This window comes from Sporosarcina sp. Marseille-Q4063 (genome assembly GCF_018309085.1).
GTDB lineage: Bacteria > Bacillota > Bacilli > Bacillales_A > Planococcaceae > Sporosarcina.
In genome coordinates this window covers 2,887,778-2,902,133 of sequence record NZ_CP070502.1, presented here as the reverse complement: position 1 = coordinate 2,902,133, position 14,356 = coordinate 2,887,778, and the positions used below count along the sequence as shown (strand labels likewise).

Here is a 14,356-nt window from a genome sequence, read left to right as displayed (position 1 = left end):
ACCTTTGCATATCTTTTACGTGAGGAGGTTTTTCTTTGGCAGTGATTGCTCACAATGAGGCAGAGGTTGAACTACTTGCCCGGCTAATGCGTGCCGAAGCGGAAGGAGATGGCAAGCTGGGCATGCTCATGGTCGGAAACGTTGGCGTGAACCGCGTCCTTGGTGATTGCCTAGACTTTAACAATATTCGCAGTTTGCAAGATATGGTATTTCAATCGCCCGGAGGTTTTGAAGCAACACAAAAGGGCTACTTCTACCAACGTGCGCGTCCGGAAGATATCGCACTTGCCAGGCGAGTTCTCGCGGGTGAACGTTTTCACCCCGCTACCCGTTCGTTATGGTTTTTCATGCCCACAGGCGCTTGTCCGGCTCAATGGTATGGTCAGTGGAATACGGGCCGATACAAATCACATTGCTTTTTCTCTCCGCTTGTAGGTGTATGTCCAACAGTTTAAGTGACTACGTTTGAAGGCTTTTACGTGTTTTATTCATATAATGAAAGGATGAATGAATGGTCCAATATTATTGGAACCCAAATTTTCAACAACCGAAAATGCAAAACCCGAATATGCAGCAGATGCAACCGATGCAACCGATGCAACCGATGCAACAGCCAATGGTTCCGCCACCGGTATCAATGCCGAGCGGTACAATACCAGCTGGACTTCCCATGGGGGAACAATCGTACATTGAAAACATTTTAAGATTAAATATCGGTGAACCAGGAACTTTTCACTTTTCATTTGCACATACAGTTGGAGAGGCCTTGAACGTGAGGAATATCACTGGTTATGTAGAAGCGGCAGGCCGTGATCACGTCATTATCCATGAAGCATCTACGGATCATCAATTTCTTTTCCCGATGATTTACTTTGATTATGCGGAGTTTGAAGGCCAAGTGAAATATTTCCCTCAAACTGTGCAACCTCGTCAAGTATGAAAAAACTTCCGCTTGCCTTTTGTGGCTAGCGGAAGTTTTTTAGTTTGAAATTTTTAGTGCTGCGATGATGAGCATAATCCATCCGATAATGAATGCGACGCCGCCGATTGGCGTGATTGCACCAAGGATGCCGATACCTGACAGGCTCAAAACGTATAAACTACCCGAGAAAATAATGATTCCGGCAAGTAGTAGCCAACCCGCCCAAGTTAGTTGAGTGATCGGACCGATTAATGATGAACTCATCAAGATCCCGATGGCTATCAAACCGAGCGCGTGGAACATTTGATATTGAACGGCAGTTTCCCAAATGGCTAAGTAATGTTCGGAAAGTTTCTCTTTTAATGCATGCGCACCGAATGCGCCGAGCATGACGGCGATTGCTGCGTTCACCGCGCCAGCAATAATGAAAAATGGCATATCTATTCCTACCTTCTTTCTAATCTTTAAAAATCAAATATCGAGCCGCCGTTTGCCCCTTCTTCTTCCATCGGCTTCGCTTCGAGCGATTGGATTGGTTGAACTGGCTGTGATGTGAGCATTTTAGGAATTACCTTTTCGTCATTCCTAGACTGTCCTCCGAGCGCTACTTCGCAAAGCGACCTGATCGCAGCGAGCGCTTCCCTCATTTCACGTTCATCTTCAGTTTTCTTGGCGGCAGTTAGTTGTCGCTCCATTTCAAGAAATACTTGATTGTAGGAAATCATTTTATTATCATCCCTTTGTCTTTCGAAAGTATGTTGTGCTTTTACCTTATCACGCGTTCAGTGCGAATTAAAGCATGTCGCTTGTTTGGCACCAGCTAATCGGCTCTTCATTCCAAGCCTTCAAAACTGTGTTTACTTTTGAATAGGGCTTGCTTCCAAAAAATCCGCGGCTTGCGCTCAATGGGCTTGGGTGAAAGGATTCGATAATGGCATGCTCGGAAACATCGATCAGTTTTCTCTTTTCCTGCGCGGGTCTTCCCCAGAGGATGAACACGACTGGTTTTTCCCTGTTTGATAATTTCCGAATGACTTCATCGGTGAACACTTCCCACCCTTTGTTTCTATGGGAATGTGCCGCCCCTTCCCTCACCGTCAGGACGGTATTCAGCATGAGAACACCCTGCTTAGCCCAGCCGGTAAGCGTTCCATTTTTCGGAATGGGACAGCCTATATCTTCCGCGAGTTCTTTATACATATTTCTTAAACTAGGCGGTATTTTCACGTCCGGTTTTACGGAAAAGCTTAAGCCGTGCGCTTGTCCAGCGCCGTGGTAGGGATCTTGCCCTAGAATGACGACTTTTACATTATTGAACGGTGTTAATTTAAATGCTGTCCATAAATCATTTTGCTGCGGATAAATCGTCTCGTCAGCGTATTCTTTGATCAAAAACTGGCGAAGCTTTGCATAATACGGTTTTGTAAATTCTTCATGCAAAACTTCATCCCAATCATTTTCGAAAATTTTACTACTCAACTTTGTCACTCCTTGAACTCAATCGTTACATCATAGCCCGCGAATGAAAACATTTCTCGCAATGTCTTTTCAGCGTTTTTTTCCGCCCTTTGCAAAACACCTTGTTCAGTCGCATCTTTTAGAATTAACTCTTTGGCTTCCTCGGCTATTTCAAACCCTTCTTCGATATTGGCTTTTCCACGAAATAAGCCTTCCAGGGAATAGATATCTGCTTTATCCAAGAATACTACGGGATCGCTTAAAAATGTTGCGTGCGGCAAGGTCAATTTAGCTGTTTTCTTACTTTCATTGAAAATAAAATCGTCATTTGATATGCCTGATAAATCCACGCCGGCTTTCACAGACCCTGGTACAACGACCAATAGTTGTCGTTTCGTGCCTGCCAGGTTCATTCCGATGTCTTTCCCGAGTATTTTATTATCTTCTCGTTTAATAATAGCTTTCGAATAAGCTTCTGCTGTTGCAAGCTCATTAATATCTATTATTCGCTCCAAAAACACGCCTTTTTCCTCTGTGAATGTGCTTCCTGTTTTTAGGAAGTAAAACGTCGCAAAAGGCAGCGCAATCATTAACGTAAGGATTAGAAGGGCTATGATCAAAATCGATTTCTTCCAAACTGAAAAGAATAGTTTTCCAACACCCCAAAACCCGGATTGACTGTTCCTTGTTTCTTCTACTGTGACAGCCGTCTCCTCTTCACTGGCTTTCAGTTCTTTTAAAAGACGTTCGATTTCATCCGTTTTTTTATTATTCGACATAAATAGCCCTCCTTTTCATCTGATTCTATACTACTCACAATATAGCAAAATCGACGTTTCAACAACTAGAAATTCGTGTTAAACTATCTTTGGAGGGATTCCACATGTCCGATATGAATATGCGAAATAAATTGACTAAAATTACCGAAGCGGCGAAAAATGGAGAACATGTTACTGAACGCACGAAAAACATCGGATTCAAGGTTTTTCTGACTTTCATTGTACTCGGAATAGTTGCTCTCGTCGGCCTTTCCACGGCTTTACTGATTTATGGACATTGGATTAGCGCAATTATTTTCTTTCTCACATCCGCTGTATTTAGTTACGCCTTATTTAAATTAATCATTGCGGATGATATCCGAAATTTGTAGTTTAATATTAATTTGGTAAAATGAAGGTTGATTCCATTCCAATAAAAGGGGACTTCAAAAATGACTTTGAAAAAGATTTTGACTATAGCAGGATCAGATACTTCAGGCGGCGCGGGTATTCAAGCCGACTTAAAAACTTTTCAAGAACACGGTACATACGGCATGACGGCATTGACTGTTGTTGTCACGATGGATCCGACTAATTGGAGCCACAGTGTCTATTCACTTCCTGTAGACGTGCTAAAAACGCAAATTGCGACTGCTCTTTCGACAGGAATCGATGCCATTAAGACAGGCATGCTTAGTACTGAAGAAGTGATTGAAACCGCGGGCGACGCGATTAAAGAAGCCGGACTTTCTAAAGTGGTGATTGACCCGGTAATGGTTTGTAAAGGTGAAGATGAAGTGCTGAACCCTGGAACGGTCGATGCGATGATTGAACATTTACTTCCAAATGCACTTGTTGTCACGCCGAATCTCTTTGAAGCTGGCCAACTGGCAGGGATTAAAACACCGAAAACGATTGAAGATATGAAAGAAGCTGCGAAGAAAATTCATGCGCATGGAGCGAAAAATGTCTTTATCAAAGGCGGTAAAGCCATCAAGCATGATGCTGCGGCGGATTTACTTTTTGACGGTGAAACTTTCACATTGCTTGAGGCGGAAAAAAGCGAGAATCATTATAACCACGGAGCGGGATGTACGCTCGCTGCTTCTATCACGGCAAATCTTGCAAACGGACTTGATGTTAGAGAAGCTGTCATTGAAGGAAAGAAATTCGTTTCAGCTGCGATTGCAAATGGTTGGCAACTAAATGAATACGTTGGACCTGTCTATCACGGCGCGAAAAATAAATTCGGCGGACCGGAGATTACTACGGCAGAGGTTTAAGAACAAATGCGCAAGGCGCCCGTTTAGCCCCGACAGGCATAAGCAAGCGAGCGACGTGGTGCTCTTTTGCCGAGGAAGAATGCAGTTCAATTCTTCTTTATAGCTCGATTGCTTATGACCCGAGGGGCTGGCGCATGGAGCTAGAAGTGAAATCTCCAAGTTTGAAGACTTCCACTATTAGTAACTTTACAGCATCCAACAAGCGACGACCCGGAGATTCCGAGGTCGTTTTCTTTATCATATAGCGCATTTATCTATATACTAGGGAGAGTTGTGATTTTCGTTTAGGAGGATATATTATGGAAATTGTGGACCAAGAACACGTACAGGAGTTACTCACATCCTTCGCAAATAAAGATGTTTACATCCATTTGGAAACGACAAATGGGTCGTATGCAAGCCATTTTAAAGAAGGTTTTTTAAACGCCGGGGCGTTTATTCGCAACGTCGTTATTAAATTCGAGCTCGGAAAGATCGTTGGAGATTCTCCGCACCGGGTCGGCTTGAAACTTCCTTCTGGTTGGATTTATGCACAAGGAATTACACATTATACAGTCGACGAACATGATCGACTGTTGCTCGCGGGGCTTGATCATGAAGGGAAACTTTCGGTTGCCTTGCATATAAGCGAATCGCCGTTCACATATTAAGGAGGAACACATTCATGATTATAAAAGAACGCCACGTACTTATTGTCCTTCCCCATCCGGACGATGAAGCGTTCGGAATTTCCGGTACAATTGCAGCGTACCGTAAAATGGGGGTTCCCGTTACATACGCCTGTCTTACGTTAGGTGAAATGGGTCGTAATTTAGGGAATCCACAGTTTGCGACACGGGAAACATTGCCGCAAATTCGTAAGGCTGAACTTAAAAAAGCATGCGACGCAATGGGTCTTGATGATTTACGACTAATGGGTTTTCGAGATAAAACGTTGGAATTTGAAAACGATGAAAAAATGGTCAAACTCGTCGAAGATTTAATCGAGGAAACGAATCCATCACTCGTCATTTCATTTTATCCAGGATATTCCGTTCACCCCGACCATGAAGCAAGCGCACGCGCAGTCGTTCGAGCCATTCGCCGGATGGATGAAGCAACACGTCCAAAGCTTTATGCCGTTGCTTTCGCGAATAATACGGAAGCAGAATTAGGCACGCCCGATATTATTCATGACATTCAAGATACGATTGAGCAAAAACTTGCCGCATTACGCGCGCATGAATCTCAAACTGTTTGGATGATGAAAGAATTGGATGCGAAGCTTGCCGCAAAAGATCCAGAACGGATGAAATGGGTTCGTTATGAGCGTTTTTTCTCTTATAAATGGGATGAGGATTTTGAATAAATAGCTACGTGAGAAAACCGTAAGAGCGTTGTGACACGCTTTTACGGTTTTTTATTTACATGATGAGTCCGCCGTCGATTGTGAGAATCGTTCCGTTAATGAAATTTGCGTCTTCTGAAGCTAAATACAAGTACCCCGCCGCGATGTCTTCTGGTTTTCCTAGTTTTTTCAAAGGCGTTTGGGCTTTCATTAATTCAATGACTTTCGGCGGAACTTTTGCGGTCATTTCTGTGGCTATGAAACCCGGTGCAATGGCATTCACTCGAATTCCTTTGGGACCGAATTCTTTTGCCCAACTTTTCGTCATCCCGATAACGCCCGCTTTCGTTGCCGCGTAATTGGTTTGGCCGATGTTTCCGTTAATCCCTACAACCGATGACGCGTTGAGGATTACGCCAGATTGTTGTGCCATCATGACGGGAACGACCGCTTTTGTGCAGTTGAATACGCCTGATAAGTTTACCGCAATTACCTTCTCCCATGATTCTTCGTTCATGCTCGTTAAAAAACCATCAATTGTAATTCCGGCATTATTAATGAGAATATCAATTGTTCGATGATTGCTTACGATTTCTTGGACCATCGATTCGACTTCATCGGATTTTGATACATCCGCTTGAATAAATGTAATATCACCGTAATGCTTAAGCTCGTTTACTGCTTCAATTCCGGCTTGTTCATTTACGTCACTGATGACGACGGTTGCTCCTTCTTCGAGGAATCTTTTAGCAGTTATTTTTCCAATACCATTCGCTCCGCCGGTAATCAGCCCAATTTTTTCACTTAACTTCATGACTTAACCCCCATTTATTTCCTGTATTTATAATTTCACAATACGTCAAGTTGTAAGACTAGTCAATCTTCCGAAAATGTTACACATTCAGCGAGACTTTCTGTTAGAATTAATCTTGTAACCGCTTACATCTTTTTACTCTTTACTTATGCATATAAAGCAGTTATATTGTATTAATATACAAACGAGAAATTACAACTAGGGGCGATTTTTGAAATGAAGAAATATAATTTATCGACATGGTTATTATTCCTTATTCCATCTATTCTTGGAATCTTGTTATTTATGGTACCGGTAAAACTTACTGGGGATTGGAAAGTGCCGATTGCGACTTTGGCCGATATTCTTTCCGGTTTTATTGCACCGATTATGCCTTGGACTGCTACGGTTATTCTTATTATTGCGGCACTGGGTTCTATTCTTTATTTATTGAAAGGTAAAGATGAAGAAGATACATCTTTCACTACGAATTTGTTCAGTGTGTCGATATTCTGGGTCATTACACGAATTATCGGCGCGGCGCTTGCTTTACTTGTCGTTTTACAAATTGGGCCCGATTGGATTTGGAATGAAAACACGGGCGGACTTCTTCTAAGTGAAGATGGTCTTGTTACATTTCTTTTCACCATTTTCTTATTTGCTGGGATGCTATTGCCACTTCTTCTGAATTTCGGATTGCTTGAGTTTTTCGGGACGATGATGGTGAAAGTGATGCGTCCTTTATTCAAACTGCCGGGTCGTTCTTCTATTGATGCACTGACTTCGTGGATCGGCGATGGAACGATTGGTGTTTTATTGACAGCGAAGCAATATGAAGAAGGTTATTATACGAAAAAAGAAGCAGCGATTATTGGTACGACATTTTCGGTTGTTTCGATTACGTTTTCGATTGTTATTATTGATCACGTTGGGTTAAGTTCTTACTTCTTGCAGTTTTACGGGACTGTTATTTTAACTGGCCTAATCCTGGCATTTATCATGCCGCGTATTTACCCGCTTGGTGGTAAGGCTGACGAGTATATCGATGGTCGCCCGTTTACGGGTGATGAGGAAAAATTGCCTGAGGGGTATAATTCTTTTTCTCATGGTCTTGAAAATGCGTTGGCGAAGGCGGAGACGAATCGCTCATTTGGCAAGACGTTTGCGGATGGATTTAAAAACGTGCTTGATATGTGGATTGGCGTTATTCCTGTTGTTATGGCTTTCGGTACGGTGGCGCTTATTTTGGCGGAGTACACTCCGGTATTTACTATTCTTGGAAAACCATTTGAGCCAATTTTATCGGTTCTCGGTATTCCTGAAGCTGCGGATGCCGCGCAACTTATGGTTGTCGGATTTACGGATATGTTCTTGCCTGCGATTTTAGCAGAAGGCATGATTACTTCTGAATTAACATTGTTTGTAGTTGCAACGATTTCCGTTACACAACTTATTTTCATGGCCGAAGTTGGCGGATTGCTATTAGGATCTAAGATACCTGTGAATTTCTTGGATTTAGTCATGATTTTCTTATTGCGTACGCTTATTGCGTTGCCGATTGTTGCCGGTGTTGCGCATTTGTTGTTTTGAGTTAATGGACCATTGTAATAACCAATATTAACCGAGTGCTTGAACGATTTATTGTTCGAGTACTCGGTTTTTCTTGTATAGACCGTTGATTTCCGTTCCGGGCGGACGCGTTCCACGGGGCGGGCGGTGAGCCTCCTCGGTCGCTAACTGCGCTCCACTGCGGGGTCTCACCTGTCCCGCTTAATCCCGCTGGAGTCGCCGCCCTCCACTACAATCAACTATAGATTCAATTGTATAAAGAAAATTAGTTAGTGTTTTCTATTCAAATTCAATATCAACTTACATAGTCCTATTTTCCTGTAAAGAAATCTTATTGTGTGTACAATAAGATAATTTAGTGTATACTATATGTATAGTCTTCCTCATGAACCATTAAGAGGAAACAATATATGTAAAGGGGATATATATTTATTGTATTTACATGAAAACTTGGAAACAAGGAATGAGCGGATCAATTTTAGTCAACTGATGTTTCTTTTGTTAAGAGGCGTTGGGCATCTCACTACAATGATTGGTGTCGTGTACATGACCGCGAGCCTGATTTATTTGGCTGTTGGGATGAGTAGTTGGGTTCATTTCGTTGTAGGATTTCTGATCATCGCGTTAGGGCATCAACTGCAACAACTTGGTGATAAATTGGACGTACGGCTGACCATTAATGCGCGTCATTTAACGATTGAAATCAAACAACATTTTGCGCGAGTACTTGCGATTGCTATGGTTGTAACAACTTTCCTAGCGATTTAATAACTAATTTGACGGTTCATTTCAGGGAGCCTTGATATATTACATGATGACCTTGCATGATGACTGCGAGGTCTTTTTTTATTTTAAAGACGGTATTTCAGCATTTCGTTATTTTCCATGCTACGATGAGTAACAACGCTTTTGATAGATTGTGAAATTTCAAATGAATGATAGGTGAATTGTTGATGAGGCCAGTGCTATATTTATTATTTCTTAGTGTGTTATGGGGATCTTCTTTTTTATGGACGAAAGAGCTTCTCGACTATTTTGAACCGATGACGATTGTTTTTCTACGTTGTTTATTTGGAGTCGCGGCGTTACTTCCTTTTTTATTGCGACCGAAAAATCGGATTGACTTAAAGATAGTGACGCCCAAGTTTTTACTCGTAGTCGCTTTGGCAGGGGCGATTCCATGGAATTTCATGGGGTTCGCGCTTCAAGGTATCGATTCGGGTTTGAGCGGAATATTGAATGCGACGACTCCGTTATTAGCTGTCGTGTTTTCCGTTTTCTTGCTGAAAGTTAAGCCGCTTCGAAACCAAGTGTTTAGTTTGATTATCGGATTTATTGCGGTTGTTACGTTGCTTGCTTTTTCTGGACAGGCAATCGGCGCTGAATTTTCATTGTTTCATGCATTATTGATGTTTGGGACTACTTCGTGTTATGCACTTAATTCTCTGTATGTAAATAAGTTTTATTCTCATGTTCCGGCGCTTCAGTTATGCTTTTGGACGCTTATGATTGCTGTTGTTATTAATGGACCGATTAGTTTGTTCATCGAACCGGCAGCTATTTTACAACTTGGATCGCCGGCTGTTTTCTTACCACTTTTGGTGCTAGGAAGTTTAAGTTCAGGACTCGGCTATGTGATTTTTTATGTGATTGTCTCGATAAGTGGACCGATTCTTGCTGTCATGGTGACGTTCATCGTTCCATTCGTCTCGATTGCGCTAGGCGTTTTATTTTTAGATGAGCCGCTTCATATCGGGATTGCTATTGGTTTGCCGTTGATGATTGTTAGTTTGGTGTTGATGAATCTGCATTCGATTAAGTTTAGGAAGGTTCGTGAGGCGCCGGTTGATTGATTAAGAGTGATGTGGGGATGCTTTAGTCGTTTGGCAACCAGCTATAGTCGTTTCGATAGCCTCTTTAGTCGTTTGCACACTGCTTTAGTCGTTTCGGAAGTCTCTTTAGTCGTTTGAGCGGCTACTTTGGTCGTTTCGGCGATTTTCCCTCAAAAATAAAAAACCGTGAGTGGTTTGCTCACGGTTTTTCACTATTATTTGTTTAGTTTTATTTTTAATTTCTCTAACATGTCGATTGTCATTTTATCCAGGTTATATGCTGCTTTGAAGCCCCATTCTTTGATTGCGGTGGATGGGTCGATGGCGTCTGGCCAGCTGTCTGCGATTGCTTGGCGGATTGGATCGACTTCATACGCTATTTCGAAATCTGGTATTTGTTTTTTGATGGATGCTGCGATTTCAGATGGTTCAAAACTCATCGCTGTGACATTAAATGCGTTGCGGTGAACGAGTTTCGCTGGGTCTGCTTCCAGTAAATCAACGATTGCTTGAAGCGCGTCGGGCATGTACATCATGTCCATATACGTTCCTTCTGCGATGTATGATGTATATTTTCCTTCTTCTAGCGCTTTATAATAAATATCGACCGCATAGTCTGTCGTTCCCCCGCCCGGTTTGGCTACGTTGGAAATTAGTCCTGGGAATCTGACACCTCGAGTATCAAGTCCGTATTTATTGAAATAATAATCACATAGCAACTCGCCCGCTACTTTATTGACTCCGTACATTGTTGTTGGGCGTTGTAAGGTGTCTTGAGGGGTTCCTTTTTTCGGAGTTGATGGACCGAATGCGCCGATTGAGCTTGGTGTGAAAAACTGCAAATTTAATTCGCGGGAGACTTCGAGCGCATTCATGAGTCCGCCCATATTTAAATTCCATGCGAGCATCGGATTTTCTTCTGCTTTGGCAGATAAAAGAGCCGCCATATGCATCATGGTGTCTGCTCCGAAATCATTTGCGAGCGTGTGCATTTTTTTTGCATCTGTGACATCTAAGATTTCAAATGGGCCTCGGGCGGCTGCACCAGTATTTGGATGACGAATATCGGTAGCTAATACATTATCCACACCGTATTCTGATCGAAGCTTAGTGATTAGCTCGGAACCTATTTGTCCAAGCGCTCCAGTGACAATTATTTTCTTCAAATTAATTACCCCTTTCATTCGCGGTCATTTGTATTTATGGAAAGGACATTAAAAATGTTTATTTACTTAAACATGTGCATGACAACTTTCCTTTATTATAAAATGTTCACGCGGAAAAGACAACATTATTTACTTCCTAGTTCTGGTATACTAAAAGAAAACTCGAGGTGTGAAGATTTGCCAAAAAAACCATCTATTTTTCCGAAAGTTTTTCGATTTATCATTATCATTACCGTAGTGGCCCTACTTTCATTCGTCTTAATTTCCTACGGCGTTCCGAAGCCGCTTATTTTCGTTCTGATTATTGTTTCATATATTGGATTTTCAGCTTTTTGGCCGGCGCATATTATTTACAAATCCAAATCAATCAAAGCAATTGGTCGTTACATAAACAATAACCATAAACGGCCTATTTTCGGTTATTCTTATGCACTGGCAAATGGCACAGATCAAGATGTTGAAGTCGCTTTAAAGCGAATCATGAATACATATCGCGAAGAAGATATGCATGATATTTACGGAGCACATCTTGCCATTCTTAAGAATGATTCACAGGCGGTGTTACGTCATGCCGATAATATCAAAAGCGATGACCACCGCGACTATTTCAAAGCTTATGCTTATATTTTAAAAGGAAAATTCATGGATTCTATCGAGTTCTCGGAGAAAGTGGAAACGCCGTGGATGATTCATTCATTAAAGGCGGCTGATGCGAAGAAGCGCGGGGATATGAGCGCGTTTAAAATTGAAGCGAATAGATCGATTGAGAGCGCGCTCGGGATACAGCGATTTGTGTTGTTCCATACGATGAGACGCATGGGAAACGATACGCCGCAGTAAACATAGAAAAACCCTAGACAATTATCGCTGTCTAGGGTTTATTTTATTCCATTAAATTATGTTTAGTTCTTTACCGACTTTTTCATAAATGGCCAATGCCTCGTCTAGCATTTCTTTCGTATGCGCTGCTGTTGGCATGTTTCGGACACGACCTTTTCCTCTTGCTACTGTCGGGAAGACGATGGATTTAGCGTAAACGCCTTCTTCCATTAAACGTCTCGAAAATTCTTGTGAAAGCTTTTCTTCTCCGATAATACATGGCGTGATCGGCGTTTCAGATGCACCGATATCAAAGCCTAGTTTTTTAAGACCTGCTTTTAAGTAGGCCCCGTTTTCCCATAGTTTATCGTGAAGTTCTGTCGAATCAATAATTTGTTGCAATGCGCCGATTGTCGCTGCAACGTCAGCTGGTGTTACAGCTGTTGAGAATAGGAATGGACGTGAGCGAACTTTTAACCAATCGATCAAGTTTTGTTTGCCCGCGACATATCCGCCGACAACGCCGACTGCTTTCGATAGCGTGCCCATTTGCATGTCGATTTCTTTTTCGAGACCGAAATGTTTTACTGTTCCTTTTCCTTTACCCGTTACGCCTGATCCGTGCGCATCGTCAACGTACGTGATGAGATCGAACTCTTTCGCGATTTCCACGATTGATGGAAGGTCAGCGATATTACCGTCCATGGAGAATACGCCGTCTGTAATGTACATGACTTTTTCATATAAACCCGATTCAGTCGCTTCCTTCGCTTTCGCACGTAAATCGTCCATGTCTTGGTGATTCACGCGAATAATTTTCGCACCGGACAGACGACATCCGTCAATGATTGATGCGTGGTTTAATTCGTCGGATAAAATGGCGTCGTTTTTATTCATAACTGCTGAAATTGCCGCCATATTACAGTTAAATCCTGATTGATAAGAAATTGCTGCTTCTGTTCCTTTAAATTCAGCCAGTTTCTTTTCGAGTTCGATATGGATATCGAGGGTTCCGTTGATTGAACGAACAGCTCCTGCGCCCACACCGTATTTATCGACTGCGTCTTTCGCAAGTTTTTTCAAATCTTCGTCTGTTGCAAGTCCAAGATAGTTATTTGAGGATAGGTTGATTAACTCTTTTCCATCAATTTTGATTGTTGCGCCATTTGGTCCTTCAACAGGATCGATTTCATTGTATAATCCTGCGTCGCGAAGTTCTTCTAAGTTTTCTGTTAAAAATGCATCTAAAATTTTAGACAAGGCACTCTTCCTTTCAGACTGTATATGCCTTCATAGTACCATACAGTCCATCTGCCTGTCAGTGCGGGGCTATGAGCTTTTCAGATTTCTCCTGAAAGATGATGTCTTTTATTGCCGAATCCATCGTTATTTTCACGCCTTTTTCAGCTTGCGCATAGGCCTGCATATAGCCGGTTGCATCTAGAATTTTTTCCCGGTAGATGTTGCTGATTGGAATGATTTGTTCTTCGATTTCTTCATTTTCTTCGCACATCGATACCAAATCGACGACTTCATCGCCTTTTAATTCGGGGTCATATTCATGCGGTTGTGTCGCGTCTAGAAAACAAATGGACAGCTCCGGGAATAATACGAGGTCGATACCTGCAGGATCCAAACCGCACCAACCATAAATAACGTCAAACCCTCTTGACTCCGCCTCTTTTCCGAGTGCTCTCATCATGGTCGATTTTCCCGTTCCTGGAAGCCCTTTAATCAGCATCCGTCGTTTTACATGACTGGTAATCGAGGGGACAAAATCGCAAGCGCCAGCGGATGTTAAGGATCCGATGAGTCGATGTGAAATTGTCGATTGTTTGTTTAAACGGATTGTCCCAAATAGTTCTTCTCTCAATGATTTGATCAGATTTTCGTGTTCATGCCATTTCATGCGTTTAATATTTAGCGATTCCCATTCGTCGTGGATCGTTTTCGCTTCGGCCAATGCACTTAACGATTTCTCTAAGGCCGTTTCTGCTTCCGAGAGGCTTTTGGCAATGAATCCATTATGTTCGCGCAATTTTTGCTCGTCGTACATGTCGTAAAAACTGACGACTCGGTGGCGTCCCCCGATGTCTGAAGGTTCAAGTGCTACTGGATGCGATGCTTGAATGAATAATAGATTGGGTTCCTTGATGAAAACTGCGTCGGTAATATCTGGTTGTGCCGGATTCATAAATTTGTCGATGTCAAAACCACGTTTTACAAAGTGCATGCCTGTGTTGTTCAAGATTGTTGATAATGCGGTTGTTGGCGGGCATTTCAAAAATACCGTTTCGTCTGCCGATGCTATGAGTTCGTCGTATTTATGTGAGATTCCTAGACCTGTATAAGCTGTCCCCATATACTTTGTTATTGAACCATACATGTCGCGCACTCCCCTTTCCGATTTCATACAATCAGCTTATGCT

Annotated in this window: 18 protein-coding genes; 10 read left to right on the top strand and 8 right to left on the bottom strand. The window is 42.3% G+C overall.

From position 1 onward, the window contains the following. Positions 1–35: 35 nt before the first annotated feature. Together JSQ81_RS15010 and JSQ81_RS15005 are read left to right on the top strand one after the other, a co-directional pair. Positions 36–455, top strand: coding sequence for a cell wall hydrolase (locus JSQ81_RS15010; protein WP_212604823.1), 420 nt, complete (start codon positions 36–38; stop codon positions 453–455). A 56-nt stretch (positions 456–511) separates the two neighbouring features. Further along, positions 512–940: a spore coat protein GerQ gene (locus JSQ81_RS15005; RefSeq protein WP_212604822.1), complete on the top strand. Its 429-nt coding sequence runs from the start codon at positions 512–514 to the stop codon at positions 938–940. A gap of 39 nt (positions 941–979) precedes the next feature. On the opposite strand, the gene JSQ81_RS15000 is transcribed toward JSQ81_RS15005, so the two are convergent. The 4 genes from JSQ81_RS15000 to JSQ81_RS14985 form a co-directional block, all read right to left on the bottom strand. Then, positions 980–1,360, bottom strand: coding sequence for a DUF423 domain-containing protein (locus JSQ81_RS15000; protein ID WP_212604821.1), 381 nt, complete (start codon positions 1,358–1,360; stop codon positions 980–982). Between the two features lie 26 nt (positions 1,361–1,386). Further along, positions 1,387–1,647: a YwdI family protein gene (locus JSQ81_RS14995; protein WP_212604820.1), complete on the bottom strand. Its 261-nt coding sequence runs from the start codon at positions 1,645–1,647 to the stop codon at positions 1,387–1,389. Positions 1,648–1,714: 67 nt separating this feature from the next. Beyond that, on the bottom strand, positions 1,715–2,401 hold the full coding sequence (locus tag JSQ81_RS14990) for a uracil-DNA glycosylase (RefSeq protein WP_212604819.1): 687 nt from the start codon (positions 2,399–2,401) through the stop codon (positions 1,715–1,717). Between the two features lie 5 nt (positions 2,402–2,406). Then, positions 2,407–3,159, bottom strand: coding sequence for a DUF4230 domain-containing protein (locus tag JSQ81_RS14985; RefSeq protein WP_212604818.1), 753 nt, complete (start codon positions 3,157–3,159; stop codon positions 2,407–2,409). A 104-nt stretch (positions 3,160–3,263) separates the two neighbouring features. Here JSQ81_RS14985 and JSQ81_RS14980 point away from each other — a divergent pair, with 104 nt between their 5' ends. The 4 genes from JSQ81_RS14980 (at position 3,264) to bshB2 (ending at position 5,769) form a co-directional block, all read left to right on the top strand. Continuing rightward, a complete protein-coding gene (locus JSQ81_RS14980) occupies positions 3,264–3,530 on the top strand; it encodes a hypothetical protein (RefSeq protein WP_212604817.1) in 267 nt (88 codons plus the stop codon). A gap of 60 nt (positions 3,531–3,590) precedes the next feature. Continuing rightward, the gene (thiD, locus tag JSQ81_RS14975; protein ID WP_212604816.1) at positions 3,591–4,421 is read left to right on the top strand and encodes a bifunctional hydroxymethylpyrimidine kinase/phosphomethylpyrimidine kinase; all 831 of its coding nucleotides are present in this window, start codon (positions 3,591–3,593) and stop codon (positions 4,419–4,421) included. A 299-nt stretch (positions 4,422–4,720) separates the two neighbouring features. Continuing rightward, entirely contained in the window at positions 4,721–5,071 is a 351-nt protein-coding gene (locus tag JSQ81_RS14970; protein WP_212604815.1) for a YojF family protein, read from the top strand. 17 nt (positions 5,072–5,088) lie between these two features. After that, positions 5,089–5,769 (top strand): bacillithiol biosynthesis deacetylase BshB2, encoded by a 681-nt coding sequence (gene bshB2 / locus JSQ81_RS14965; protein ID WP_212607687.1) that lies wholly within the window; start codon positions 5,089–5,091, stop codon positions 5,767–5,769. A 55-nt stretch (positions 5,770–5,824) separates the two neighbouring features. Here the strand turns inward: bshB2 and JSQ81_RS14960 are convergent, their stop codons facing one another. Beyond that, complete coding sequence (locus JSQ81_RS14960; RefSeq protein WP_212604814.1) at positions 5,825–6,562, bottom strand: beta-ketoacyl-ACP reductase; 738 nt, start codon at positions 6,560–6,562, stop codon at positions 5,825–5,827. A 216-nt stretch (positions 6,563–6,778) separates the two neighbouring features. On the opposite strand from JSQ81_RS14960, the gene JSQ81_RS14955 reads away from it, so the two are divergent. The 3 genes from JSQ81_RS14955 (at position 6,779) to JSQ81_RS14945 (ending at position 9,963) form a co-directional block, all read left to right on the top strand. Then, positions 6,779–8,131 carry a YjiH family protein gene (locus JSQ81_RS14955; protein WP_212604813.1) on the top strand — a complete coding sequence of 451 codons (1,353 nt, stop codon included), beginning with the start codon at positions 6,779–6,781 and terminating at the stop codon, positions 8,129–8,131. 411 nt (positions 8,132–8,542) lie between these two features. Then, the gene (locus JSQ81_RS14950; protein WP_212604812.1) at positions 8,543–8,878 is read left to right on the top strand and encodes a hypothetical protein; all 336 of its coding nucleotides are present in this window, start codon (positions 8,543–8,545) and stop codon (positions 8,876–8,878) included. Positions 8,879–9,063: 185 nt separating this feature from the next. Continuing rightward, entirely contained in the window at positions 9,064–9,963 is a 900-nt protein-coding gene (locus tag JSQ81_RS14945) for a DMT family transporter (protein ID WP_212604811.1), read from the top strand. Positions 9,964–10,157: 194 nt separating this feature from the next. Here JSQ81_RS14945 and JSQ81_RS14940 read toward each other — a convergent pair whose 3' ends face one another. Continuing rightward, a complete protein-coding gene (locus JSQ81_RS14940) occupies positions 10,158–11,108 on the bottom strand; it encodes an L-threonine 3-dehydrogenase (RefSeq protein ID WP_212604810.1) in 951 nt (316 codons plus the stop codon). Between the two features lie 177 nt (positions 11,109–11,285). Between JSQ81_RS14940 and JSQ81_RS14935 the strand changes: the two genes are divergently transcribed. After that, complete coding sequence (locus tag JSQ81_RS14935; protein ID WP_212604809.1) at positions 11,286–11,948, top strand: hypothetical protein; 663 nt, start codon at positions 11,286–11,288, stop codon at positions 11,946–11,948. A 51-nt stretch (positions 11,949–11,999) separates the two neighbouring features. Here JSQ81_RS14935 and JSQ81_RS14930 read toward each other — a convergent pair whose 3' ends face one another. Further along, positions 12,000–13,187, bottom strand: a complete 1,188-nt coding sequence (locus JSQ81_RS14930) for a glycine C-acetyltransferase (RefSeq protein ID WP_212604808.1) — start codon at positions 13,185–13,187, stop codon at positions 12,000–12,002. 58 nt (positions 13,188–13,245) lie between these two features. Further along, positions 13,246–14,313: a hypothetical protein gene (locus tag JSQ81_RS14925; protein ID WP_212604807.1), complete on the bottom strand. Its 1,068-nt coding sequence runs from the start codon at positions 14,311–14,313 to the stop codon at positions 13,246–13,248. Positions 14,314–14,356 lie beyond the last annotated feature (43 nt).